This is a genomic window from Pseudomonas sp. R3-52-08 (genome assembly GCF_003851745.1).
Taxonomy (GTDB): Bacteria; Pseudomonadota; Gammaproteobacteria; order Pseudomonadales; family Pseudomonadaceae; genus Aquipseudomonas.
The window spans coordinates 2912348-2936391 of sequence record NZ_CP027730.1 but is presented as its reverse complement, the minus strand read 5'-3'; the positions used below and the strand labels follow the sequence as shown (position 1 = coordinate 2936391).

Sequence of the window (24044 nt, the reverse complement as noted above, 5' to 3'; positions counted from 1 at the left end):
TTCAAAAGGGCTGTGCCACCAAGCGCCATTGCGTCCCCGTGCTACATGCGGGCAAGCTTTAGAGCGCACCACTCACTTGAATCCAGACCTGCGAAGGCCTACCCTGCACGCGTGCAACACTCACCCAGTGCGTCAGGAAGACCTTTAATGTGGGATGGCAGCGTTACCTTTGGCGACTCGTGGGCCGGCTACATTGGCCGTGCCGATCAAAACACCGCCCACTCCCATGTCGCTATCCAACTGTGCATCGGCTTGGGCCAGCCGGTCACCCTGGAGTTGCCCGGACAGTTGGTCCGCGCAGCCGGTGTGATCATCGGGCCCAACGTCGAACACCGGGCCGTGGCCGACAGTCATCCAGTGGCGTTTGTGTATGTCAGCCCGGACTCGGCATTGGGCCGTGCGCTCAATGCATTGCTGCAAGACAATGGCATCGCCCTGGCCAGTGACGAATTACTGGAGTGCTTTCGCCGCGCCACATCCCTCCCGCACTTTGTCGACGCCCTCTCGCGGTTGCTCGCGATTACCACGCCGATCGACCATAGGCTTTACAAAGCCCTGAATATTCTGCGCCTGGACCGCGACGGTCCCGGTAGCGTCAGTCGCGCTGCCCATGCGGTGGGGTTGTCCAGCCCACGCTTGCGCTGCGTCGCCACCCACCAGATGGGGGTGTCCCTCTCCCAATGGATCATCTGGAACAAATTGGAACAGGCCTCCAAATCCCTGGCCGGCGGTTCGACGTTATCGGACGCCGCCGCCGAAGGTGGCTTCTCCGACCAGGCGCACCTGGCCCGCATCATGCGCCGCATGATTGGTATGACGCCGCGCACTGCCGCAGAGGTTTTGCGCAAGACAAGCGTTTCGTTCAAGACGCGCTGATATCAAAACGCCAATATCGATCGCATCTTATTCGCAAAAACGGTAAGCGCTGATCGTCTCCCTCCAGAGCCACTCAGCGCCACCGACCGTGAATAAAAAGTGTTCGCTAGGGGCACCCGTGCCTGCGATTCGGCGAATGGCCCCGTTAATTGTTTCGATGAGTCCGCAGGGAAGCGCCCTACATGTCAGCACAGCAAAAATTAACCGTCCTTCTCACAGGAGGCTCAGGCGTACTGGGTGAGTCACTGATCGACTGCCTGGCAGAAGACTTTGACTTGGTCTGCCTGGCGCGTAAAAGCCGCATCCGCGATCCCCGGGTGGAAGTGCTCACGGGCGATATCTGCAGCCCTCGCCTGGGGCTGGCCGACGACGTTCATGCAGCGCTGCTTGAGCGTGTCGACTGGGTGATCCACGCCGCAGCGGTGACTCGCCTGGACGGCGATATCGATCAGATTTTTTCGGTGAACTACCTCGGCACCGAAAACGTAGTGGCCTTTGTGAAGCAAGCCAAGGTTCCGCTGTATCACATCAGCACCGCCTTCACCCATCCCTGCGACTATTACGAAGGCGTCCAAGCCGAAACCCCTTACGAAGTCGCCAAGCGCCAAGCCGAAACCCTGGTTCGCTCGGCCGGTATCGATGTGTCGATTTTTCGCCCATCCATCATCATTGGCGATGCGAAGACCGGGTTCATGCCCAACTTCCAGGGCTTTCATATGACCATGGGGCTGATGATGTCCGGCGTGCTGCCCATCGTGCCCTGCCCGTCTGCCGGCTATGTCGACCTGATCGCCCGTGATGTCGCGGCACAGGCCATTACCAACGCGCTGCGCCAGCGTTTAATCGGCGAAGACTATTTTCTTACCAGCGGTTCCCAGTCCCTTGATCTCGATGGTCTGCTGGACCTGATGTGCCAGTCCATGCAAGCCCAGGCGCAACCGTTCACACGGCCACGATGCCTGGCGCCGGACATTTACGAACGGTTGATCCGCCCGGTATTTCTTCCGGCGCTGAGCGGCAATATCCAGGCCGCCCTGACCCGCGCCACACAGCTGTGCCGCTATGCCTGCCTGCGCACGCCGCTGCCCACGTCCTTGCCGCAGTTACTCGGCGAAACGGCGTTCAGCCAGCGCGATGTCAGCCGTGAGTTACTGCTGTCGCTCAACCACCTGGCACCCAAGCTGGGAGCCTTGACGAGGATGCTCAAGCAGCCGCTGTTACCGTCCACACAAGCGAGCGCGGCATGAACCCGCTTGTCGCCGAACCCGCCATCGACGCCGCACAGGTCGACCAGTATTTGCGCAAGCATGTCAACTCGGGCTACGCACGCCTCGCTTCGCTGATGAACCTGCCGATCGAGCAGTCCAGCCGTGGCGTCTACATCTATGACGAGCAAGGCCGCCAGTACTTGGACGCCGGCGGATACGGCGTGTTTTTCCTGGGCCATGGCCATCCGGTGGTCGTGGAAGCGGTCGCCCGGCAACTGCAGAAAAATGCGCTGGCGAGCAAGCTATTGCTCAATCCGCAACAGGCTTTTGCCGCGCACGCACTGGCTGCACATTGCCCAGGCAATCTGGAGTATGTGTTCTTTTGCAACTCGGGCGCCGAGGCCACTGAAGCAGGCCTTAAACTCGCCCGCCTCAACGGCTGCCGCCGCACGTTGTCAACTCTCGGCGGCTTCCATGGCAAGACCCTCGGTGCCCTCGCCGTCACCGGCCGCGAAAGCTACCGCGAGCCGTTCAGTGGGGTGCTCAGCGACAGCGACTTTGTGCCGTTTGGCGACAGCGTGGCACTGGAGCAGCAACTGCGGGCATCGTCGCAAAAGGCTTGCGTGATCCTCGAACCGATCCAGGCCGAAGCTGGGGTGGTCCTGCCGCCGCCAGGCTATCTCAAACGTGTGCGCGAGCTGTGCGACCAATATGACGCCGTGCTGATTATCGATGAAATCCAGTCTGGCCTGGGCCGCACCGGCTACTGGTGGGGCTGCGACCATGAGCAGGTGGTGCCCGACATCATGCTGGTAGGTAAAAGCCTGTCGGGCGGCTGCGTACCGGTGAGTGCCATGGTTGCCAGCGCTACGATCTATGCGCCTTTCAACCGCAACCCCACGGTTCATACCTCGACCTTCGGCGCCAATCCGCTGGCCATGGCGGCGGTACAGGCCACGCTGCAAGTGATGGTGCAAGAAGACCTGGTAGCGCGTGCCCGGCTGCTTGGGCAGGACCTGCATGCCCGCTTCAGCGCGCTGTTGCAACAACGGGGCTGGACCGAGCGAGTCGAGCTGCGTAGCGCAGGTTTGCTGTTCGGCTTTGAATTTGCCGACGCGTCGATCGCAGCAAACATGGTCATGGCCCTTATCGAGCAACGAATCATTGTGTGCCACTCGCTCAATGATCATCGGGTGCTGAGGCTCACGCCATCGCCGCTGTTGACCGCCCAGGATTGCAACTGGTTGCTCGAAGGCTTCGCGCAGGCGCTGACCACCTCAATGCCATCCCTTTGAATGGAGTTTCCCCCATGCAAGAAGTCAACGTGCAGGCCCACATTCCCCATGCCTGCGCTGATGAAGTATTTGCCGTGATCAGCGATTTCAGCAAGTACGTCGAGCTGTGTAAATCGGTGCGTAACATCACCATCAACAAAGTCAGCGACCAGGTCTCGTTCACCTCCTGGGAGGTCAACTTCCACAGCGGCATCCTCAAGTGGCAGGAGCGCGACACGTTCAATGCTCAGACCCGGGAGATTCATTTCGAGCAAATGGCCGGCGATGTCGATCACTTCTCCGGCACCTGGCAGGTTTTACCGGACGGCAAAGACGCGATCATCACCTTTGAATCACGCTTCGACCTGGGCCTTCCGATGCTTGCGGACATGCTCGACCCGGTGGCCACACAGGCCATTCGGGAAAACATCCACTCAATCATCACCGGCCTGTTTCCGGCGAGCTACTTGAAGGCGTGAACCATGTCACTGTCATTGCTGAATCGCTCGCGCGCCCTGCTTCAACGCTACGCCCCGGGTTTTGACGAGCGTCTGGCGGCGATACCGGCCGGCGAGCGCGAAGCCCCCCAAAGCGACGTCATCGCCCTGTTCAAGCAACATGGTCCGGTGGGCTTGTTGGTCAACCGCGCAGCAGGCGGGCTGGGTGCGGACATCCTCGACGCAATGCATGTGCAGATCGCCATTGGCGCGCGGTCGCCCTCACTGGCGGTGGCCAGCACCATGCACCAGTTTTCCGTGGCGAGCTTGTTGGCACTCACACAAAACGGCGGCGGCGCCGAAGGTCTGTTGCTGGCCGCCGTCGCACAAAACCGCCTGCTGCTGTCGTCGGGTTTTGCCGAGGGCACTTCGGGCGCCGGGATCCTCGATTCGGCCATGCAGGCGGTGCACACCCCGGAAGGGGTACTGCTCAGCGGCAGCAAAAAGCCCTGCTGCCTCGGCCAGTCGATGGACCTGCTCACTGCCAGCTACATCCGCCAAACCCCGGCGGGTGAAGAACTGATGGTCGCTTTGATTCCCGCCACTGCATCGGGCATCAGCCGCAGTGCCTTCTGGCAGAACAGCGCCCTGGCCGCTGCTGAAAGCATCGAAGTGCGCCTGAACGACGTGCTGGTGCCTGAGCGCATGCTGTTTTCCGCCGGCTACACCCACCTGCTGGGTGACGTGCAGACCGTGGGGTTTATCTGGTTCGAACTGCTGATTTGCGCGTCTTATGTAGGCGCCTGCGCGGGTCTGGTCGAGTCAGTGACCGACGCCGCACGCTGGACAGCCCATCACCGCGTGGATCTGGCAGCCGACCTGCAATTGGCGATCAGTGCACTGGAAGGCGCAGCCCTGGATATCGAGCGCAACCCGCAGGACTTGCCGAATGTGCTGGCCCGCCTGCTGTTGGTGCGCTACGGCATCGAACGGCGGCTTGCCCAGCTCTCCGACCAGGCCCACGCCATGTTGGGGGGGATGGCGTTCATCACCAGCAACCAGAGTTCCAACGGCTTACTGGCCTGCCGCGGCCTGCAATTCCATCCCCCGGCAAAGATCTCGATGGCGACCAACCTCGACACCTACTTGACCGACTCAACCTTCAGCATGACCGGAGCGCACCCATGAACCTGCTCGGAAAAATCATCGTAATCACCGGTACCGCGCGCGGCCTGGGCTTGGCGACCGCCAGCAAGCTCAAGCAACAGGGCGCCACGGTGATTGGTCTAGACATACTTACGCCGCAGGAGGGCAGCCTGCTGGACGCGTTTTATCAAGTCGACCTGTGCGACCGTCACGCTCTGGCCGCCGCAATCAGTGCCATCAGCACCGATTTCGGTGACATCGACATTTTGGTCAATAACGCCGGCATCCTGACCCTGGAACGCGGCGAAACCGGCGTTACCGATGAAGTGACCCGCGCGGTCGATGTGAATCTGTTCGCACCATGGCAATTGGTCTCGGGGTTCCTGCCGGGGTTGCTGCGCAAACGCGGCAAAGTGGTCAACGTGTCGTCACTGTTCGCGCTGGTGAACGCGCCCTACGTGGCCGCCTACGCTGCCAGCAAACGTGCACTGAGCGCTTATTCGGATGTGTTGCGCATGCAGTACCGCGGCGAACTCGACGTGGTCACGGTGTACCCGGGGTTCATTGACACTGCAATCCACTTGCCGGCGCAGCGTGTGGGCCTGTCGGTCAAGCGCCTGGTGACGTTCAAGTGGGGTGACAAGACCCTGCTGTCGCTGGAAGAAAAACTGGAGGCAGCCGCTGCCGGCCTGGTGCGCGCCTGCCAGAAAAATGGCCTGCGCAACCGTGGGCTGACGTTCATGGGCACGCTGGCCATGTACACCGCGCGCTGCATGCCAAGCGTGATTGATACTTTTATCGCCCTGCGCCTGCGCACGCTCACGCGTGGCGGCCACCTGGCACTCAAACCTGAACTGATCGAGTAAGCCGTAGCCAATGGCCAGCCACCCGCATCCCAAACCCCAGGTCCGCCTCGACCGTGCCTTGTTCAGGGCCCGATCAGGAGAATCCTTGCTGATCATTGCCTACGCCTTGAGTCTCTACCTGTTACCTCTCGCACTGTTTGTGTGGGTGGTGAGCACCTCCTCCGTTTTTTGGGTGCTGGTGTGCTCGCCGTTGGTGGTATTGGCCGGATATGGGTTGTTTCTGCAAGCGATCCTTGGGCATGAAGGTTTTCACTTCAACTTGAGTGCGAACCCCTTGCACAGTTGCTACTTGGGCATTGCCACCAGTTCGTTGCTGCCAGGGTTCTGTGTGACCGGTTATTTCGTGGACCATTGGCAACACCATCGTTACAGCAACAGCGAGAAGGACCCGGACTACCGGCTCTTTTCGCGTTACCACACGCTGGCAAGCCGCATCATGCTGTCGCGCCTGGTCGCCACCCTGCGCTATCTGCAGGCCACTTGGCGCCTGGCCTTCGGCCCACTGAACACGCCCTCGCCACTGCCGCTGAGTGCGATCGAGGTGCAACGGCTGGCTCGCTGCAATATTGCCTGCCAGGCTGGATGGCTCAGCCTTTACGGGCTGGCTATCTGGCGCATCGACGGGCTGCTTCTGGGGTTTTCCTTGAGCCTGGCGGTGGCGTTCCTGATCTCGGCGGTCAATGCCTATCAGGAACATGCTTTCGAAGCGGGCCATCAACAGCCGCCAGCGCGCTCACGCACTTCGCGCTTCAACACCTGGCTGCACGCCGGCTCGAATTTTCACCTGGAGCATCATTTTTATCCCGCAGTGCCGTGCTGGCGACTGCCCCAGGTACACCGCCACCTGTTGGACGCGGGATGGTATGCAGGCCGGCAATACCTGCTTGAAAAGCACTTCGTTCGGTCCTTCCGATACGCCTGCAGTCGCCACCCCTATCGTGGAAACACGCTGAACGACAAACACCCTTAATTTCCCCATGGATTTTCCGCCTGAACCCTCAGGCCGCAGGAGCACCTATGCCTTTTAACATCGATAGCCACATTGAAACCGAACGCGAACAGCTGTTCAGCCATCCGCTGTTTGCAAACATCCGCACCCTCGAAGACGTGCGCACGCTGATGGAGTTTCATGTGTTCGCCGTATGGGACTTCATGACCTTGCTCAAGCGCATCCAGCGCGACCTTACCTGTGTGGAGTTGCCCTGGGTGCCGCCGGTACACATCACCGCCGCCCGTCTGATCAATGAAATCGTGGTCGGCGAAGAAACCGACGAGCACCCCAATGGCGGTTTTATCAGCCACTTGGATTTGTACCTCACGGCCATGGATGAAATCGGTGCCGACAGCACGGTATTCCGCCGCTTCCTGGCAGCGATCAAGGCCCAGGTTCCCCTGGCAAAGGCGCTCAACGACCCGGCTATCCCAACGGCGGCGAAAGTGTTCATGTGCCAAACCCTCGACATTGCACAACACGGCACGACCGAAGCGGTGCTGGCGTACTTTTTCTTTGGTCGTGAAGACATCATCCCAGATATGTTTGGCCGACTGCTGTCGCAATGGTCGGTCAGTGAACATGATGTACCGATGCTCACGTACTACTTGAAGCGCCACATCGAAATGGACGGCGACGACCACGGTCCGGCAGCCAAGCGCATCATCGCCGAGATCGTCACCACACCCGCGCAACACCTGCATATGGTCGAGAGTGCCAAGACCGCCATCAATTCACGGATCGAGCTGTGGAACAGCGTGCACCAGTTCCTGCTGGACAAGGCCCATTCCACTGCGGACCGCCCTGTGCGTGAGGTCGAAACCGTTTCTGAGCCTGCTTGACACAGACGCGCAATTACAGGGAGTACCTCATGACCAAAGGCAAGCTGGTAAAACTGACGCTGTGCGGCGTCGTGGTGGGCGGGCTGCTGATGTTGGGCTGGCAGCGCTGGCAGTATTCCAGCACCTACGTGAGTACCGACAATGCAGAACTCGATGGGGTGATTATCCCGGTGCGGGCCAAGCTAACGGGCGTAGTGATCAGTGTGCCGGTGACGGACAACGTCACCGTACAAAGCGGTGACTTGCTGTTTCAGATACGCGACAGTGAATATCACTACCAGCTGCAGCAGCGCGAAGCACAATGGCAAGCGTTGCTTGCCGCCGCCGGGCGCGCCGGAGGGCCGGGTGCGCTGGACAGCCAGGTCCTCGGTGCGGTTGCCCTGCGTGAAGCCGCGCAGGCGGCCCTGGCGCAGTCGAGTGCCAACCTTGAGCAGGCGCGCAATGACTACCAACGTGCCCGTCGCCTGGGTGCTCAAGGCGCGCTGAGCACCCAGGACCAGGAAGTGGCCAAGGCGCGTTTCGACGCCCTTCGTCATGCTCAGGAAGTGGCGCGCAGTAATACTCAGGCCGCCGCTCAAAGCACCTTGGCCAACAAGGCTGAACTCAAGGTGCAGGACTACCGGATCGCCGCCGCGCAAGCCGAAATGGAACAAGCCAGGATCAAGCTGAACGACGCCCGCCAGACCGCGCCGATGCGCAGCATTGTCTCGAAAAAAGAGGTGGAGCCCGGCCAGTTCGTGGTTGCCGGCCAAAAGCTCATGAGCCTGATTGCAACCGACCCGCTGTGGATCACCGCCAACTTCAAGGAGACCCAGGTGGGCCGCGTACGCGTCGGCCAGAATGCCCGGGTTACCGTAGATGCGTTCCCCGGGCACACCTTCGACGGCGTCGTCGAAAGCCTGGCACCGGCCACCGGGGCGAAGTTCTCCTTGCTGCCCCAGGAAAATGCCACGGGCAACTTCACCAAGGTGGTTCAGCGTGTGCAGGTACGCATCGCGCTTACCGGTGTGCCGGATAACTACAAGGCGCTGTTGAGCCCGGGCATGAGTGCCTTTGTTGAAGTCGCCACACACCACAACGGCAGCCAGACGCTATGAGGTCGCCCTACCTGATTGCGTTCACCGTCACGCTGGTGTCGATGATGGAGTTGCTGGATGTCACCATCGTCAACGTGGCGATTCCCAGCCTGATGGGCACCTACGGTGCCTCGGTCGATGAAATTTCCTGGGTCTCCACCGGTTACGTCGTGGCCAACGTGGTCATTCTGCCGGTCAGTGGCTGGCTGTCGGCGTGGTTTGGGCGGCGTACCTATTACCTGGTATCAACTGCAGTATTCGTGCTGGCATCCCTGGGTTGCGCACTGTCGGCCGAACTGTGGCAACTGGTCGCGTTCCGGGTGTTGCAAGGCCTGGCAGGCGGCGGGTTGCTGGGTATTTCCCAGGCAATCATCTACGACGTGTTCCCCAAGGAAAAGGTCAGCAGCGGCATGGCGTTGTACGGCGTGGGCGTGATGATGGGGCCGACCCTGGGCCCGACCGTCGGCGGCTACCTGATCGACACGTTGTCGTGGCATTGGATCTTCCTGATCAACCTGCCGATCGGCGCCGTGGCCCTGCTGCTGTGCTGGCTGTGTATCAGCGACTCGCCCAACGAGCAAAAACCCAGCAGCGTCGACTACAGCGGCTTCTGCTTGCTGGCCCTGGGGGTCGGTAGCCTGCAGATCCTGCTCGAGCGCGGCGAACATTGGGACTGGATGGCGTCCAACTGGACCGTCGCCTGCCTGTTGCTCAGCAGCTTCAGCCTGGTGGGCTTCTTCTGGTGGGAACGGCGGGTGACCAACCCCATCGTCAATGTCGCGCTGTTTCAGAACCGTGAATTCCTGATGGGATGCATTTGTGCCTTTTGCGTGGGTTTCGGGCTGTACAGCACCCTGTTCATGGTGCCGCTGTTCCTGCAGACCTTATTGGCACAAAGCGCCTACCAGAGCGGACTGGTGATTTTTCCAGGTGCGGTGGCCAGCGCCATCAGCACCCTGGTGATCGGCAAGCTGTCCCAGGAAAACAGAATCGACGAGCGCGTGTTCGTGACCTTGGGCATCGTGATGTACTGCTATGCCATGTTCCTGCACACCCAGTTCACCCTCGACAGTAACCCGGACACGCTTTATTGGCCCCTGGTGATCCGTGGCCTGGGCCTGGGCATGATCTTCGTACCGCTGACCAACCTGGCGATGCGCCGCCTGCCGCTGACATTGATCTCCGGCGCCTCGGGGGTCCTGAACCTGATGCGCCAGCTGGGCGGCAGTGTCGGCATCGCCATCGCCGCCACGCTGCTCACGCGATTCTCGTGGGAGCGTTATCGCCTGCTCTCCGAACACGTCACCGAATCCAGTCTCGTCGCGAGCGGCTGGGCAGGCGTGGAGACCGACCCGTTGTTTCTCTCCCTGGGCCTGGCGAGCCATCAGCAAGCCATAGCCCTGATGCCTTACCTGCAAGCGCGCGAGCAGGGGCAAATGCTGGCGTTCAGCATGTTGTTCGGCACCTTGGGAGCCGTGATGGCCATCGGTATTCCAATGGTGCTGATGATGCGTAGAAGCCCCGTCAGTCGATAAATTTTTCAGTGGAGCACACCCCTTGCGTATTCCAGGCCTGCGTCTCGACACCACCACACTGCTCACGCCCCTGTGCTTGCTGGCCCTGACCTGCGCGCCCGCACAGGTGTCGGCAGATGACCTGTATCACCTCTACCAAAAGGCGCTGACCCATGACATGCAGTTCGCCGCTGCACAGGCCCAGCAATTGGCCACGGCGGAAAAGGAACCGCAAAGCCGCGCCGACCTGCTGCCGGACCTGTCTGTCACCGGCGGCGCGGCCTGGGTCGATGCCGAGGATTCATCCGACTACCACCGCAATCGCAATAACACCAACGCCTACGCGGTGGTCCTTACACAACCACTGCTGCGCTGGCAGAACGTGATTGCCCACGATCAGAGCAAGCTCTTGATCAGCGCCAGTGAAGTCCACACGGAACAGGCGCGCCAGGACCTGATGCTGCGCGTTGCCCGCGCTTATTTCGATGTACTGCTCAACCAGGAACTGTTGAATACACGCACGCAACAACTGCAAACGCTGCGTGAGCGTCTGGGCCGCAGCCAACGACTGCTGGCCGATGGCGCCACCACCGCCAACACGCTCGCACAGGTGCAGGCCAAGTATGACCAGGCATTTGCCGAACAGATTGGCGCGCGTGGCGCATTGGACATTGCCAACGAAACACTCACCCAATTGACCGCCACACAGGCGCGCCCGTGGTCAAGCAAAGAGCCGCAGTTCAGTGCCCCAATGCCCGCCGCCATAGGTGATTGGGCCAGCACCGCGCAACAAGGCAACCTGGCCGTGCAGTCGGCACAGATTGCCCAGCGCCTGGCTGAAATGGACATCGACAAGGAACGGGCCGGCCACTTGCCGACCCTTGACCTGATCGCCGCCCATGGCCGCTTCGCTTCGGTCGGCGGTGATGTGTACGACGTCACATTGCCGCAAAATCGCTATAACCAGACCGTGGTAGGGGTCAAGTTGAGCGTTCCACTTTACAGCGGCGGTCGCACCAGCAGCCGCATGCGCGAAGCTCACGCACTGCAAAGCAAGGCGGCGGATGAAGTGGAAGAGGCGCGCCGCAACGCCGGGCTGATGGCGCGTCAGGCCTACCTGCAAGTCACGAACGGCATAAGCCAATACCGGGCACTCAAGCAGGTGCTGAACTCCAGCCAGATCAACCTCGCCGCCGTGACCCACGGCTTCGAAGCCGGCTCGCGTATCAACACCGATGTGCTGGACGCCCAACAGGTGGTCACCGATACCCAGCAACGTCTGGTCCAACAGCGCTATGCCATTCTGATGGCTCAGTTGCACCTGTTGGCCTCCACTGGCAACCTGAACGACGTGCGCCTGCGTGATGTCAGCCGTTCGCTGAACTGAAGTGCTGATGAATGGAGCGCTGCGCCCTGGGCCTCAGGGGCGGTTAGCCAGCGGCCAACCGACGCGCGCCGCCCGAACCAGGCTGGCCTTGACAACCAAGCGGTGGAACGGCGCGATAACCATGATGTAGGCCCGGCCCAGGCGGTTGTGGCAGTGCACCACGGTTGAAAAAACCAGTTGGCGACTGCCATCTGGCTCGGCCTCATCCGCACACAGGAGCGATATGCGAAAGTCCAGGTGCTTGTCGTCTTCGCCCAACACAATTTCGGTGCGGTGGGTGCTGTAGACCTTGAAGACGCCAACCCGATCAGCCAGTGATGCCAGGTACCTGGCGGTCTTGAGACCAAAACAGGCAACGATCGTGTCGCGCACCGTCATGAGCCAGCCGATCCACGCTGGCTGGTGGGAAAGGATGAATCGCACCAGCACATCCGCGTCAGCGGATGTACCTGCCGGGAGCCGAATCGCAAAAGCGTCCGCCAGGTGCATCGATTGATAAAGGTGGGTGATACTGGACCTTGAGGGAACAGGCACGGACGTAACGAGCTCGCATTCTCGGGGCATCGGGGGAATCTCTTTTGGGTGCTAAGGGGCATGAGCATGGATCAACGGGATGTCGTTAAGGTGCCCACTTCTCCTTGCCGAATACTGAGCCCGATCAAGGCATCATAGAGCGCTTGCTGGCCGGTTGGCAGTACCGGGAGCAACGTCGCACGGCGCTTGTCGACATCGAACCAGGACTCCACCAGCCATCCCACCAGATAGAGCGCCGAAAGGCATCCGCCAGCGGTTGCAACGTTTCCCTGGAAGACAAGCGGCCGGTCCATGCACTCAATTCCCAGAGCCTGCAGGTGTGATCGTGCATCCGGGTGCGTCGTGGCCAGGCCGTTGAGCAGCCCGAGCCGTTCAAGAATGAAAGCGCCGGCGCAGATGGCGCCGATGCGCTGGCGTTTGGGGTCAAGTTCAAACACCGGCAGGAAATCCGGGGCGGCAAGTGCAGCGGGTATGCCTTGCTTACCGCTGACGAACAATACCGCGTCTGCGCTATTGGCCTCGCGAAGCGGACCGTGCACCGAAACAGGCAAGCCGTGCGCTGATCGCACGATGGGGCTGGCACCCACTATTCGCACGTGCCAGTCCTCCGTATTGCGGCCTAGAATGTCCCACATCAGGAACAGGTCGATATCGGTGAAATGGTCGAAAGCAACCAGGACGATTTTCTTCAAGGCGAACTCCATGAACAGGCAGGCCTGCAAAACGCAGCGGCCATCTATGCGGGTGTTCGTAGCCTATCCATCGTTTGCGCACCATACACAGCCTGTATGGCGCTAAATAGGGAGTGAATAACGGGTGAGCACACTAACGCGGCACCATTGGATCGCGGCGGGTTTTGAGGCGCTCGATCAAGTGGGGCATCCTGGCGTGTCGGCCGAGAGTCTGTCGCGCCGACTGAATGTGACCCGTGGATCCTTCTACCACCATTTCCGCAATCGCGAAGATTTTGTCCGCGCCTTGCTGGCCGCCTGGGAGGAAGACTACACGGAGCGCATGCTCGCTTATGCCGCGCAGGGTCGTGGCGCGGGCGAAACCTTGAAACGCTACTTGAGTATTGCCGCTGAGAAACAACCCGGGCGTGAAATTTCGATCCGCGCCTGGTCGCTGCACGACCCGTTGGTGGGCGAGTTCCAGCAACGCGTGGACGCAAGGCGCCTGGACTTCGCCATACGCACTTGCCGCAGCGTGGTGCACGGGCCCGGCGAAGCCGAAGTGATGGGCCAGATGGCCCATCTGTGCCTGATTGGCGGCCAACAGGCAGGGCTGCGCCGTGATGCCGCGCGCTTCAACCGTTTCCTGCACCGAGCCGTTTCACTTTTTGAACGGGCTCTTTCTCCGTGGCGGCTTCGATCCTGAGCTGAGCGTCCCCTTTTGATCGGGTTGTAGCAGGGCTACGTTCTGATCGATGCGGCCTTGGATCATGCGCAAGGTGTCTCGGGTAATCGCCTGTGGGTACAGGTCTTCGGCGATGCTTGCAAACCGGCTCGCTACCTCACAAATGCCGTCAATCACTCGGCCTGCAATCTCCGGGGGCAGCTCGGCTTCCTCGGCAAGCCTGAGCATGTGCGCGCGAGAAATCGACAGGGCTTCTCCCATCACGTCCATCTGGTGGTAGCCGCCTGGCCCCTCGCAGAAGGTTACGTCGTAAGCCGGAGACAGTCTCCACTGACCGCCTTTGGACATGACATAGGCAAAATTCTTGGGATGATCGTCTCTGTTGTTGAACGCTACATTGAAGACGGCACGCTCGAACGCCACCGCCATTTCTCGCACGTCGTTGGTACACATCTGCGTTGCCCGCACGAAGTTGACATAGTCCAACACCCCAGGAGACCGGTAATTGGCCCCCGTAAAGGCCGCAAGGCTTTGCATGGGTATGCGCTCGCCGTCCCGGCGGTCAAATCGCTTGCAGGCAAACGCTGCCAAGCCACCGGGCAGACTGAAATACTGCGTGTCAGCGGTCTCGATACCGCACAGGCGCAGGCATTGGGCATACACCATTTCGATGGCGCACACCTCGGCCTGTTCTTCTTTGGCCGGGAACTTGATCAACCATGCTTCAAAGTCCGGCGTGACAGCGGTGGTGAACCTTCCCGTTTCCGGATCGCGATAAACGAGGGCCTTGGGCCTGGCGCCTTGAGGCGAGCCGCCCACCAACAGCAACGTCTGCAGGAACTCTCCTCCATCGCCATGGAGCACTTCGTGCACTTCGCTGGCAAGCTGCTCCAGCGAAATGTGGGCAGTGGATTCCAGCCCTTCGGGTACCACGGGCTCGAACGTCATGGCGCCCATCGCGCTGCTACCGACGTAGGCCAGCCGTTCCAGTGGGCCGATTCGCGCCGTACTGAGCCCGCGGCGCCTGAACAGTCGGTCCATCAGCATCATGCCCCACCCGTCCGGCAACGCGTCGTAAACAGGACCTGGCAAGTACAGCTGGTGGTCTGGAAAGTCTCGGCGCAGTTGAGCCCCCTCCAACGGCAGCGTATAGGAGGACAGTTCCAAGCCCCTTTGCCTGGCTTGATGGCTGTACTCGAACAGGATCAATGGGCGACCGGTCAAGGCGGTCGTGGAGACCAGCGTGCCCCATTGCCACCGCTCGCCCCAGCCCTCGTAGAAGACATTCACCTGCTCAAGCATTGCCGGGCTTCCTCTTGGTACGCAGACGATTGGCGCTGTTTTCGTAGCGTCGAATATCCTCGATGCTGTCCAGCTTCGGCAGGAACAGGCCTTCGAGTTCCTTGGTTCGGCCAAGGGCCATCGCCACCCGGACCACGTTCTCGAACCCGACATTGCGCCCGGCTTCAAGGTTGGACACGGTGTTGGTGCCGATGCCGGCACGTCCGGCCAGGTCAGCTTGTGTCATGTCCAGCGCCAGGCGCTCTGTGCGCAAGCGATCGCAGAGGCGCTTGACGACCTCGCTCGGCTTGCTGAAGCTTAAATCCAACATAGTGTGTACCCAGCCCATGCTCTGCCAGTTAACCCCCGTGACTATAGAGTTAACCACAGTGACTAACAAGCTTGGTAAATCCAGTATATTGGATATTAATGGCTTAAATTATGCGATAATCCACGTCTTATTGGATTTATAGAGTACAGAATGGGCGCAAGAAAACGCCATTGTGCAGTACAGCCCTGTCCCCCCCAGCCCTTCAACGGGGCTGACCGCAAAAAAAAGCCCACACCGGCACAGGCATGGGCATTTTTGTTCCAGCGGTTACTTCCCGGCGTGTTTGGCCTGCACCTCCGGCATCGCCGAAGAGTGATGGTTAAGAATTTTCCACTGCCCGCCCACCTGCTCATAGACAAAGGTATAGCGTGCCTGCACCTGGCGTACCTTGCCGTCCGATTCGGTCAGGGTGAAGGTGTACACGCCGCTGTCCATGGCGACGTTGCTGCCCAGTTGGCGGATCTCGCGGTAGTTGATCTGGCCCACCGGCTTGAGCATCAGGAAGTGGTCGAAGTAGTCGGTGATCTGCTCCGGCGTGGTGCGCACCTGGTTCGACACGGTCGGCTGCAACACGGCGCCCGGTGCGTAGAGGTCCACTACCGATTTAACGTTGCCGGTCTGCAAGGCGCTGTTCCAGCGGTCGAACAGCCCGGCAATCTCGCGGTCTTTCACATTGGCCGGCGCCTGGGCCACCTCACGGTAGACATAGGGGGCTGTCTCGGCAGCGTGAACAATCGGTGCGCTCAGGGCAAATATCAGGGCAAGCGGCGCGATCTTGAATGTCATGGCGTTACTCCAGTGGTCGTCGTTGAGCCCACTTTGCCCTCCTCCCCGGCGCCCGCCATCGGCCAACCGGAGGTGTTTACCTATGCCATTTGGCAGATAGCGCCAAGGTGTTCAACGATGTTTAATACATCCCCCTCGCGCCCGCCGTCCACTGGAGCATTATCCGTGCATGACAACCCCCATGACCCCGCCAGCGCCTTGGCCATGCGCGCGCATTTCCGCCAGTCGGAAAGTCGTACGGCGCGCCTGCGCCTGTTGGTGGATACCGGGCAGCAATTGCGCGAACTGGCCCCCGACGCCATGCGCGAACGCGTACTCGCGCGGGCCTGTGGGTTTCTGGCGATGGACCACGGGCTGCTGCAGGAGTGGGACGCCGACGGCATCGCACACACCAGCGCCCGCCATGGCAACCCGGCGCGATTGAGCAGCCTCGCCGACCTCGCCGACCGCAGCCTGCGCACGCCGTGTTGGCAGGAACGGCCATCAGAGGACTTGCCCAGTGTGTTGCAAGTGCCGTTGCGCGCCGGCGACGGCCCTGCCATTGGCGTACTGGTGCTGGGCAATAGCGTCAGCCTGCGCACGCCGGAGCATGAGGACAGCGAATCGCTGCAACTGCTCGCCACCTTGCTGGCTGCCCACCTTGAAAACGAGCGGCTGCTGAGCACCCTCAAGACGCGCGACAAAACCCTGTCCGACCTGGTCAACCGCTTGCTTCGCGCCCAGGAGGATGAACGCAAGCGTGTGGCCTACGACCTGCACGATGGCCTGGCGCAAACCCTCGCGGGTCTGCACCAACGGCTGCAAGGCTTCGCCGGGCGTTGCCCGCCGCTGCCGGACGCATTGGCCGCCGACCTGCAGGCGATACTGACCCTGGCCCAACACTCGGTCGGCGAGGGTCGGCAACTGATCGCGGGCCTGCGCCCCACGGTGCTGGATGATTTCGGTCTGTTCAAAGCCCTCGATAAAGAAGCCGACCGCCTGCGTGACGCCGGCATCAACGTGCTCTGGCAGGCGCACTGTGACACGCGCTTACCCAGCCAAGTGGAGATCGCCCTGTTCCGGATCGGCCAGGAAGCCATCAACAATGTGCTCAAGCATGCGCGCGCCAGCCAGGTGCAATTGACTCTGGCGCTGCGTGACGGTCACGCGTCGCTGCGGGTTGATGACAATGGCAAGGGCTTCACGTCGGAGCCGTCACTCGATGACGCCCAGCACCTGGGCCTCGCCACCATGCAGGAGCGCGCCAGCCTGCTGGGCGGCAGCTTCACCTGCGCCAGCGCCACCGACGGCGGTACCCGACTGCACGCTCGCGTGCCAGCCCACTGGAACGGAGTCCCTCAATGACCCACGTCTTGCGCCTGGTGCTGGCGGACGATCATGAAGTCACGCGCACCGGCTTCGTCTCCCTGCTGGCGGGCCACCCGCAGTTCGAGGTGGTCGGTCAAGCCAGCGATGGCCTGCAAGCGGTGGAGCTGTGTGAGCAACTGCTGCCAGACATCGTCATCCTCGACATCCGCATGCCCGGCCTCAACGGTTTGGGCGCCGCCCGCTTGCTGCAACAACGCCTGCCGGAGGTGAAGGTGGTGATATTCACCATGGACGACAGCCCCGAGTACCTCGAGGCGGCCATGCAAGCCGGTGCAGTGGGCTACCTGCTCAAAGATGCCAGCCGCGCCGAGGTGATTCAGGCGTTGCAACAGGTGGCCGCCGGCGGCGAAGCGCTTAACACGGCGGTCAGCGCCCGGCTGCTGCGGCGCATGACCGAACGCCAGGCCAGCGGTGCCGCTCCCGGCGAGCCACTGACCCCACGGGAGCGCCAGGTGCTCGGCCTGGTCGCCACCGGCATGAGTAACCGGGCCATCGGCGAACAGCTGGGCATCACCACCGGCACGGCCAAGGCCCATGTGGAGCGGGTGATCGGCAAACTCGGCGCGGCCGACCGCACCCAGGCCGCCGTGCGGGGCATCGCCCTGGGCCTGGTGACGCCACCATGAAGCGACGCCGATGAAAAAATATTGGGCCGACCTGCCGTTACGCGGCAAAGCGCTGGTGGTCATTTCGCTGCCCCTGGTGGTGCTGTTGCTGTCCCTGGTGCTGATCTACACCACGGAGCGCCAGACCGCCCGCGCCGAAGAAGATGTGCGCCGCGTGTTGCGCGTGCAAGGCGATATCCAGGCCGTGCATACCCTGCTCGCCGAAGCCGCCGCCAGCGTGCGCGGTTACCTGCTCACCCACCGCGAAGACTTCCTGCCCACCTACCTGAACGCCAAGCCGCAGATCGAGTCAGCCCTGCGCCGGCTCGACCGCAATGTGCGCGATCAACGCGTGCGCGAGCAGCTCAGCGCGATCAAACCGCTGATCGAGGCCAAGGTCGACGGGCTGGAGCAAATGCTCAAGGACAGCAAGGCCACACCGCAAGCCATCAGCGCCATCCTGATCAGCAACAAACACATCCTCGATGCCCTGCGCCAACACATCAGCACCATGCTCACCCTTGAAGACTCGCTGCTGGCCGAGCGTAGCGCTGCGGCATCCGATACCCGCCAAAGACTGTTGCTGTCCACCTGGCTGGCGGCGATCTGCGGGCTGTTCGGGGCGATTGTGGCGGTGTTGTTTCTGTCCAAGGGCATCGTGGCCAGGGTGCAGAATGTGCAGCGCAATGCCCAGCGCCTGGCCCAGGGCTCGCCGCTGCTGCCACAGCCCCCGGAAAAAGACGAAATCGGCCAGTTGGGCACCCGCCTGGTGGAGGCTGGGTTATTGTTGGCCGAACGCGAACGCGCATTGCGCGACAACGAAGAGCGCCTGCGGCTGATCATCGACGGGGTCAAGGACTACGGGATCTTCGCCCTCGACACAGCGGGCCATGTCACCAGTTGGAACAACGGCGCGCAGCGGATCAAGGGCTATACCGAACAGGAGATCATCGGTCAGCATTTTTCACTGTTCTACCTGCCCGAGGAATGCCCGCAGCACCCCGACCTGGCATTGCGCGAAGCCACCCGCAACGGCGATTACACCGAAGAAGGCTGGCGCTGCCGCAAGGATGGCACACGGTTCTGGGCCAGCGTGGTGATCACCGCGCAACACGACGCCACCGGGGCGCTGCGCGGGTTCTCCAAGATTACCCGCGACATTACCGACCGCCGTGCGGCGGAGATCGCCCTGCGCACCGCCCGCGAGGAAGCCGAACGCGCCAGCCGTGCCAAAAGTGAATTCCTCTCGCGCATGAGCCATGAGCTGCGCACCCCGCTCAACTCGATCCTGGGCTTCGCACAGTTGTTGGACATGGACGTGCCCAAGACGCAACAGGCCAATGTCGGGCACATTCTGCGCGCCGGCCAGCATCTGCTTACGCTGATCAACGAAGTGTTGGACATCGCCAAGATCGAGGCCGGCAGCCTGGCGTTGAACATCGCGCCGATCCCCCTGGCGAGTGCCCTGCAAGAGGCGTTGACCCTGGTGTCGCCGATGGCCGCCGACGCGGGCGCGCAGCTTCAGCCGCTGCCGGCACTGGCGGCGGATACCGGCATCGTCGCCGATCGCCAACGCCTGACCCAGGTGCTGCTGAACCTGCTGTCCAATGCGATCAAATACAACCGCCGCGAGGGTCAGGTGAGCCTTGAGATCGGCATCCACGGGCAGCGGATCAGCGTGTCGGTGTGCGATACCGGCAACGGCATCGCCGCCGATCACATCGGGCAACTGTTCAAGCCGTTCGAACGCCTGGGGGCCGACCCGAATGTGGAAGGCAGCGGCCTGGGCCTGGCGCTGAGTAAAAGCCTGCTGGAAAACATGGACGGCCAACTCAAGGTGCAGAGCCAGCCCGGCATCGGTTCGCGCTTCACCCTGGAACTGCCCTTCGTGCGCTTGGCCCACGCCCACAATGGCGCCACGCCCGGCATCGAGCCCGAATTGAAGCGCCCTGCCCCCGTCGCCAGCACGTTCCAAGGCAAGGTGTTGTGCATCGAACACAACCTCTCCAGCCTGGCGTTGATCGAAACCCTGCTGCAACGCCGGCCCGGCATTCGCCTGCTGTCGAGCATGCAAGGCCAGTTGGGGCTGGACCTCGCCGCGCAGCATGCGCCACAGCTGATCCTGCTGGATATGTCGCTGCCCGACATCGACGGCTTGAAGGTGCTGCAACGCTTGCGCCAGTCACCGATCAGCCGCGACACACCGGTGCTGATGATCACCGCCGACGCCAGCGACCTGACCCGCCAGGCGTTGCTGCAGGCCGGCGCCACCGCCGTATTGAACAAACCGATCAACGTGCCTGGGTTTCTTGCCCACCTCGACCAAGCTTTTCCGGAGCCTGCGTGAACCTCGACCTGCGTATCCTGATCATCGACGACCAACGCCCGAACCTCGACCTGGTGGAGCAACTGCTGGCGCGCGAGGGGCTGACCAACGTGCTGAGCAGCACCCAGCCGCTGCGCACCCTGGAGTTGTTCAACAGCTTCGAGCCGGACCTGGTGATCCTCGACCTGCACATGCCGGAGTTCGACGGCTTTGCCGTGCTGGAACAACTCAACCGGCGCATCCCTCAAGGCGAATACCTGCCGATCCTGGTACTCACCGCCGACGCAACCCGCGACACGCGCCTGCGCGCCCTGGCCCTGGGCGCCCGGGATTTCATCAGCAAACCCCTCGACGCATTGGAGACCATGCTGCGGGTGTGGAACCTGCTGGAAACCCGGGTGCTGTACAAGACCCTGCGTACGCTGGTGCCGGCGGATCAGATTGAATTGCTGCAGCGTTGCGGTTCGACGGCGATACGGCGCTGCTAGTGCGGTTGGCTGACGAAGCCGGCCGTCGCTTCACGCACAAAGTCCTCATAGGCACGCAACGGATGCCCGATGATCGCCTCCAACCGCTCCACGGTACCTTCGGCGGCGTGCATCCCGAACGTCTGGATAGCGGCCATCATCAGGCGCATGTCGTACGCCAACCAAGCGGGGCCGTAGGCAGCCAGTTGCCCTTCGAAGGCCACCACATCGTCACCGCCGTAGGCGATCTCGCGGCCCAAGGCGGCACTCCAGATCTTCGCCACGGAGGCACCCGTCAGGGCGGTTGGCCCGACCAATTCCAGGGTTACGCGCGCAAGCGCGGAAGGTGCTTTATCGCGTCGCAACAGTTCTGCCACGGCCACATCGGCGATGTCGCGCGTATCGATCATTGAAACCCCGGCCGAGCCAATGGGCATCGGGTACACCGCGTAGTCCTGAATGGTCTGCCGGACCATGAGGTCGTTTTGCATAAAGTAAGCGGGGCGCAGGATCGTCGCGGGCATGTCGAGGCTTTCGAGCATGCGCTCAACCGTGTGCTTGCCGGTGAAATGCGGCACTTGGGTGAAGGTGTCGGCATGAATCACCGACAGGTAAACGATGCGCTCGATCCCCGCCTCACGCGCGAGGTTCAAGGTGATGAGGGCTTGGGTGACCTCGTCGGGCGTCACGGCATTGAGCAGGAACAGCGTGCGCACCGACGACAGCGCGGCGCGCAGGGTGACGACATCGGTAAGGTCCGCAACAACCTCGGTGACGCCTTTGGGGAAATCACGCTTGCCCGCCTGGCGAACCAGGGCCTTGACCTCGGCGCCCGCCTCGGCAAGGCCTTGGGTGACGAGTGAACCAATCGTGCCGGTGGCGCCAATAACCAGAATGCTCATGGTGAAACTCCTGCAGTGGGTTTAGATAAGTTAGTGAGTGAAATCCGCAACGCTCGCTGCGATGTGTTCAACGATATGCTGTTGCGCAGGCGGAGCACAGACGCCAAAATACAGACACTTCGTTTCAAAAGTGGAACACCATGAACCTGAACGCGCTGATCGATTTTGCCCTCGTCGCCACCAATGAAGGGCTCGGAAAGGCCAGCCGTGCGAGCGGTATAGCCAAGGCGACCTTGTCGCGCCGCATCGCTGACCTGGAGGAGCAACTGGGCGTCAGGCTGATCGAGCGCAGCGCACGCGGCTTGAAACTCACCGAAGCCGGTGAAGTGCTGATGACGCGCACGGAAGGTCCGCTGGGCGAGGTGATCGAAGCCTTGACGGCGGCTCGTGAGGGCATCTCAACACCGCGCGGACGCTTGCGCGTGGCTGCCCCGGTGCTGTTTTCCCAGCTTGCGATGGGGCGCATTGGCGCCGAGTTCTGCGCCGCCTACCCTGAAGTGGAGATCGAAGTCGTCGCCGAGGATCGCCTGGTTGACCTTGTAGAGGAACGCTTTGACGTTGCCATCCGCATCAACCCCAGCCCGGACAGCAGCCTGGTTGGCCGCTGCTTCGCCAAAGACCGACTGATCGTGGTGGCGGCGCCGGCGGTGCTCAAGCCGCTGCCCGGCGCGGTCCGGCCCGTTGCCGCTATCGTGACGTCGAATTTCGAGCCCACCCACTGGCATCTCGATGGCGGGGAGCTGGTGCTGGAGCCTAAGCCCAAGCTACGGTTCTCTTCGTTATTGATGGTGCGGGATGCGGCTGTTGCCGGTGCAGGCGCCGCCCTGATTCCACAGTCCATTGCCGGGAGCCAGCTTGCCCGTGGTGAGTTGGTCCAGTGGGGTACGGTGCACGGAATGGAACCCGCGCTGTGGGTGCTGCATACATCCAGGCGCCTTGCGGCGCCGAAGGTTCGCGCGTTTGTTGAGTTCATCTGCGCCCACTATCCGGGCATGTCGTTAGTGTTGAAGGGATAACGGCGCTCTCGCGTGAGTCTCTTGCAGCCTGCGCAATAGACTGTTGCCATCAAGGGCATTGATAGCACCCTAACGAAACCCCCATGCTAGAGGGCTGATCCCGCGCTTATATCATTCCGAATGATAGTTACCTTTGCTTCATTCGATTCGTGACATACCGTCTCCCCGCGCATGATCCGCCCATCTCAATACATTGGCGGATGCACCTCATGGAACAGTCACTCAAACATTTGCGCTTCCCCCTGGCGATCCTGGCCGTGGTGGTGATGAGCGCATGCGGCAAGACCCCGGACCAAGCGGCCGCCATGCCAGCGGCGAAAGTCAGCGTGGCCAAGGTACTCGAGCAGCCGGTCAACGAGTGGGATGAATTCACCGGGCGCCTGGAAGCACCGGAAACCGTACAGATTCGTCCACGCGTGTCGGGCCAGATTGACCAAGTCGCTTTCACCGAAGGCGCTTTGGTCAAGAAAGGCGACCTGCTGTTCCAGATCGATCCACGTCCGTTCCAGGCCGAGGTACGCCGCCTCGAAGCCCAGTTGGCGCAAACGAAAGCCGCCGCTACCCGCAGCGATAACGAAGCGCAACGCGGTGACCGCCTGCGCCAGAGCAATGCGATCTCCGCCGAACTGGCCGACTCGCGCACCACCGCCGCCCAGGAAGCCCGCGCCGCTGTTGCCGGGATTCAGGCGCAGTTGGACCTGGCCAAGTTGAACCTGAGCTTTACCCGCGTCACGTCGCCGATCAGCGGCCGCGTCAGCCGCGCCGAGATCACCGCCGGCAACCTGGTGACCGCCGACACCACCGCGCTGACCAGCGTGGTCTCCACCGACAAGGTCTACGCCTACTTCGACGCCGATGAGCGTGTATTCCTCAAGTACACCGAGCTGGCCCGCCAAGGCCGTCGCGGCGCAACCACCCCGGTGTACCTGGGCCTGTCGAATGAAACCGGCAACCCGCACCTGGGCCAGATGAATTTCGTCGACAATCAGGTCAACCCGGCTACCGGCACCATCCGTGGGCGCGCGGTGTTCGATAACAGCAAGGGCGAATACACCCCTGGCCTGTATGCGCGCTTGAAGCTGGTGGGCAGCGGCACCTACTCCGCCGTGCTGATCAACGACGAAGCCGTGGGCACCGACCTGGGCAAGAAGTTCGTGCTGGTGATGGAAGGCGACAAGCCCGCCTATCGCGCGGTGGAACTGGGGCCGAAGATCGAAGGCCTGCGCATCGTGCGCAGCGGCTTGAACAAGGACGACACCATTATCGTCAAGGGCCTGCAGCGCGCACGCCCAGGTTCGCCGGTCGCACCGGAAACCATTCCGATGGCCAGCCAGGAAACCCTCGCCGCCTTGGCCCAACAACGACAAGCGCTTGAAGCCAGCAACCTGGAGCAAGTGGCGCCGGAAAAACCCGCGCCCAAGCTCGCCAGCAGCGCGACTCCACGCGGTTAAGGGA

At 61.8% G+C, this 24044-nt stretch carries 24 protein-coding genes; 18 read left to right on the top strand and 6 right to left on the bottom strand.

From position 1 onward, the window contains the following. Positions 1–147: 147 nt before the first annotated feature. From C4J91_RS13405 to C4J91_RS13355, 11 genes are all read left to right on the top strand, one after another. The gene (locus C4J91_RS13405) at positions 148–876 is read left to right on the top strand and encodes an AraC family transcriptional regulator (RefSeq protein WP_124362779.1); all 729 of its coding nucleotides are present in this window, start codon (positions 148–150) and stop codon (positions 874–876) included. A 182-nt stretch (positions 877–1058) separates the two neighbouring features. Further along, the gene (locus C4J91_RS13400) at positions 1059–2123 is read left to right on the top strand and encodes an SDR family oxidoreductase (RefSeq protein ID WP_124362778.1); all 1065 of its coding nucleotides are present in this window, start codon (positions 1059–1061) and stop codon (positions 2121–2123) included. Then, the gene (locus C4J91_RS13395) at positions 2120–3379 is read left to right on the top strand and encodes an aspartate aminotransferase family protein (RefSeq protein WP_124362777.1); all 1260 of its coding nucleotides are present in this window, start codon (positions 2120–2122) and stop codon (positions 3377–3379) included. Before C4J91_RS13400 ends, C4J91_RS13395 begins: the two co-directional genes overlap by 4 nt. A 14-nt stretch (positions 3380–3393) precedes the next feature. Then, on the top strand, positions 3394–3837 hold the full coding sequence (locus tag C4J91_RS13390; protein ID WP_124362776.1) for a type II toxin-antitoxin system RatA family toxin: 444 nt from the start codon (positions 3394–3396) through the stop codon (positions 3835–3837). Positions 3838–3840: 3 nt separating this feature from the next. Then, the gene (locus tag C4J91_RS13385; protein WP_124362775.1) at positions 3841–4983 is read left to right on the top strand and encodes an acyl-CoA dehydrogenase family protein; all 1143 of its coding nucleotides are present in this window, start codon (positions 3841–3843) and stop codon (positions 4981–4983) included. Further along, positions 4980–5807 carry an SDR family oxidoreductase gene (locus tag C4J91_RS13380; RefSeq protein WP_124362774.1) on the top strand — a complete coding sequence of 276 codons (828 nt, stop codon included), beginning with the start codon at positions 4980–4982 and terminating at the stop codon, positions 5805–5807. The genes C4J91_RS13385 and C4J91_RS13380 overlap by 4 nt, the downstream gene beginning before the upstream one ends. A gap of 85 nt (positions 5808–5892) precedes the next feature. Next, entirely contained in the window at positions 5893–6777 is an 885-nt protein-coding gene (locus C4J91_RS13375) for a fatty acid desaturase (RefSeq protein ID WP_256658969.1), read from the top strand. Positions 6778–6824: 47 nt separating this feature from the next. Continuing rightward, complete coding sequence (locus C4J91_RS13370) at positions 6825–7640, top strand: DUF3050 domain-containing protein (protein WP_124362772.1); 816 nt, start codon at positions 6825–6827, stop codon at positions 7638–7640. Positions 7641–7669: 29 nt separating this feature from the next. Next, positions 7670–8737 (top strand): HlyD family secretion protein, encoded by a 1068-nt coding sequence (locus tag C4J91_RS13365; protein WP_124362771.1) that lies wholly within the window; start codon positions 7670–7672, stop codon positions 8735–8737. After that, on the top strand, positions 8734–10251 hold the full coding sequence (locus C4J91_RS13360) for a DHA2 family efflux MFS transporter permease subunit (RefSeq protein WP_124362770.1): 1518 nt from the start codon (positions 8734–8736) through the stop codon (positions 10249–10251). The genes C4J91_RS13365 and C4J91_RS13360 overlap by 4 nt, the downstream gene beginning before the upstream one ends. A gap of 22 nt (positions 10252–10273) precedes the next feature. Continuing rightward, the gene (locus C4J91_RS13355) at positions 10274–11617 is read left to right on the top strand and encodes a TolC family outer membrane protein (protein ID WP_124362769.1); all 1344 of its coding nucleotides are present in this window, start codon (positions 10274–10276) and stop codon (positions 11615–11617) included. Between the two features lie 33 nt (positions 11618–11650). Here C4J91_RS13355 and C4J91_RS13350 read toward each other — a convergent pair whose 3' ends face one another. Further along, positions 11651–12181 (bottom strand): DUF2867 domain-containing protein, encoded by a 531-nt coding sequence (locus C4J91_RS13350; protein WP_124362768.1) that lies wholly within the window; start codon positions 12179–12181, stop codon positions 11651–11653. Positions 12182–12222: 41 nt separating this feature from the next. Further along, the gene (locus C4J91_RS13345) at positions 12223–12843 is read right to left on the bottom strand and encodes a DJ-1/PfpI family protein (protein WP_124362767.1); all 621 of its coding nucleotides are present in this window, start codon (positions 12841–12843) and stop codon (positions 12223–12225) included. A 124-nt stretch (positions 12844–12967) separates the two neighbouring features. Here C4J91_RS13345 and C4J91_RS13340 point away from each other — a divergent pair, with 124 nt between their 5' ends. Next, a complete protein-coding gene (locus tag C4J91_RS13340; RefSeq protein WP_124362766.1) occupies positions 12968–13528 on the top strand; it encodes a TetR/AcrR family transcriptional regulator in 561 nt (186 codons plus the stop codon). Here the strand turns inward: C4J91_RS13340 and C4J91_RS13335 are convergent. The 3 genes from C4J91_RS13335 to C4J91_RS13325 form a co-directional block, all read right to left on the bottom strand. Continuing rightward, positions 13484–14809, bottom strand: coding sequence for a type II toxin-antitoxin system HipA family toxin (locus C4J91_RS13335; RefSeq protein ID WP_124362765.1), 1326 nt, complete (start codon positions 14807–14809; stop codon positions 13484–13486). The two genes, C4J91_RS13340 and C4J91_RS13335, sit on opposite strands and share 45 nt — an antisense overlap. Beyond that, positions 14802–15119, bottom strand: a complete 318-nt coding sequence (locus tag C4J91_RS13330; RefSeq protein WP_124362764.1) for a helix-turn-helix domain-containing protein — start codon at positions 15117–15119, stop codon at positions 14802–14804. The genes C4J91_RS13335 and C4J91_RS13330 overlap by 8 nt, the downstream gene beginning before the upstream one ends. Positions 15120–15386: 267 nt before the next feature. Then, entirely contained in the window at positions 15387–15905 is a 519-nt protein-coding gene (locus C4J91_RS13325) for an SgcJ/EcaC family oxidoreductase (protein WP_124362763.1), read from the bottom strand. Between the two features lie 165 nt (positions 15906–16070). Here C4J91_RS13325 and C4J91_RS13320 point away from each other — a divergent pair, with 165 nt between their 5' ends. From C4J91_RS13320 to C4J91_RS13305, 4 genes are read left to right on the top strand one after another with little or no spacing between them, the layout of a single operon-like run. After that, entirely contained in the window at positions 16071–17249 is a 1179-nt protein-coding gene (locus C4J91_RS13320) for a sensor histidine kinase (RefSeq protein WP_124362762.1), read from the top strand. Next, positions 17246–17899 (top strand): response regulator transcription factor, encoded by a 654-nt coding sequence (locus C4J91_RS13315; RefSeq protein WP_124362761.1) that lies wholly within the window; start codon positions 17246–17248, stop codon positions 17897–17899. The genes C4J91_RS13320 and C4J91_RS13315 overlap by 4 nt, the downstream gene beginning before the upstream one ends. A 10-nt stretch (positions 17900–17909) precedes the next feature. After that, positions 17910–20225: an ATP-binding protein gene (locus C4J91_RS13310; RefSeq protein ID WP_124362760.1), complete on the top strand. Its 2316-nt coding sequence runs from the start codon at positions 17910–17912 to the stop codon at positions 20223–20225. Next, positions 20222–20692: a response regulator gene (locus tag C4J91_RS13305; RefSeq protein ID WP_124362759.1), complete on the top strand. Its 471-nt coding sequence runs from the start codon at positions 20222–20224 to the stop codon at positions 20690–20692. Before C4J91_RS13310 ends, C4J91_RS13305 begins: the two co-directional genes overlap by 4 nt. Here C4J91_RS13305 and C4J91_RS13300 read toward each other — a convergent pair. Next, on the bottom strand, positions 20689–21573 hold the full coding sequence (locus C4J91_RS13300) for an NmrA/HSCARG family protein (protein WP_124362758.1): 885 nt from the start codon (positions 21571–21573) through the stop codon (positions 20689–20691). The two genes, C4J91_RS13305 and C4J91_RS13300, sit on opposite strands and share 4 nt — an antisense overlap. Before the next feature lie 140 nt (positions 21574–21713). Here C4J91_RS13300 and C4J91_RS13295 point away from each other — a divergent pair, with 140 nt between their 5' ends. After that, positions 21714–22589 (top strand): LysR family transcriptional regulator, encoded by an 876-nt coding sequence (locus C4J91_RS13295; protein WP_124362757.1) that lies wholly within the window; start codon positions 21714–21716, stop codon positions 22587–22589. Positions 22590–22798: 209 nt separating this feature from the next. After that, positions 22799–24040 carry a multidrug efflux RND transporter periplasmic adaptor subunit MexE gene (gene mexE / locus C4J91_RS13290; RefSeq protein ID WP_124362756.1) on the top strand — a complete coding sequence of 414 codons (1242 nt, stop codon included), beginning with the start codon at positions 22799–22801 and terminating at the stop codon, positions 24038–24040. The last annotated feature ends 4 nt before the right edge of the window (positions 24041–24044 follow it).

Excerpts from the sequence above, each read along its gene's own strand:
- C4J91_RS13405 (WP_124362779.1), top strand. The coding sequence starts at position 148 with ATGTGGGATGGCAGCGTTACCTTTGGCGACTCGTGGGCCGGCTACATT.
- C4J91_RS13400 (WP_124362778.1), top strand. The coding sequence starts at position 1,059 with ATGTCAGCACAGCAAAAATTAACCGTCCTTCTCACAGGAGGCTCAGGC.
- C4J91_RS13395 (WP_124362777.1), top strand. The coding sequence starts at position 2,120 with ATGAACCCGCTTGTCGCCGAACCCGCCATCGACGCCGCACAGGTCGAC.
- C4J91_RS13390 (WP_124362776.1), top strand. The coding sequence starts at position 3,394 with ATGCAAGAAGTCAACGTGCAGGCCCACATTCCCCATGCCTGCGCTGAT.
- C4J91_RS13385 (WP_124362775.1), top strand. The coding sequence starts at position 3,841 with ATGTCACTGTCATTGCTGAATCGCTCGCGCGCCCTGCTTCAACGCTAC.
- C4J91_RS13380 (WP_124362774.1), top strand. The coding sequence starts at position 4,980 with ATGAACCTGCTCGGAAAAATCATCGTAATCACCGGTACCGCGCGCGGC.
- C4J91_RS13370 (WP_124362772.1), top strand. The coding sequence starts at position 6,825 with ATGCCTTTTAACATCGATAGCCACATTGAAACCGAACGCGAACAGCTG.
- C4J91_RS13365 (WP_124362771.1), top strand. The coding sequence starts at position 7,670 with ATGACCAAAGGCAAGCTGGTAAAACTGACGCTGTGCGGCGTCGTGGTG.
- C4J91_RS13360 (WP_124362770.1), top strand. The coding sequence starts at position 8,734 with ATGAGGTCGCCCTACCTGATTGCGTTCACCGTCACGCTGGTGTCGATG.
- C4J91_RS13350 (WP_124362768.1), bottom strand. The coding sequence starts at position 12,181 with ATGCCCCGAGAATGCGAGCTCGTTACGTCCGTGCCTGTTCCCTCAAGG.
- C4J91_RS13335 (WP_124362765.1), bottom strand. The coding sequence starts at position 14,809 with ATGCTTGAGCAGGTGAATGTCTTCTACGAGGGCTGGGGCGAGCGGTGG.
- C4J91_RS13330 (WP_124362764.1), bottom strand. The coding sequence starts at position 15,119 with ATGTTGGATTTAAGCTTCAGCAAGCCGAGCGAGGTCGTCAAGCGCCTC.
- C4J91_RS13325 (WP_124362763.1), bottom strand. The coding sequence starts at position 15,905 with ATGACATTCAAGATCGCGCCGCTTGCCCTGATATTTGCCCTGAGCGCA.
- C4J91_RS13315 (WP_124362761.1), top strand. The coding sequence starts at position 17,246 with ATGACCCACGTCTTGCGCCTGGTGCTGGCGGACGATCATGAAGTCACG.
- C4J91_RS13310 (WP_124362760.1), top strand. The coding sequence starts at position 17,910 with ATGAAAAAATATTGGGCCGACCTGCCGTTACGCGGCAAAGCGCTGGTG.
- C4J91_RS13300 (WP_124362758.1), bottom strand. The coding sequence starts at position 21,573 with ATGAGCATTCTGGTTATTGGCGCCACCGGCACGATTGGTTCACTCGTC.
- C4J91_RS13295 (WP_124362757.1), top strand. The coding sequence starts at position 21,714 with ATGAACCTGAACGCGCTGATCGATTTTGCCCTCGTCGCCACCAATGAA.
- mexE (WP_124362756.1), top strand. The coding sequence starts at position 22,799 with ATGGAACAGTCACTCAAACATTTGCGCTTCCCCCTGGCGATCCTGGCC.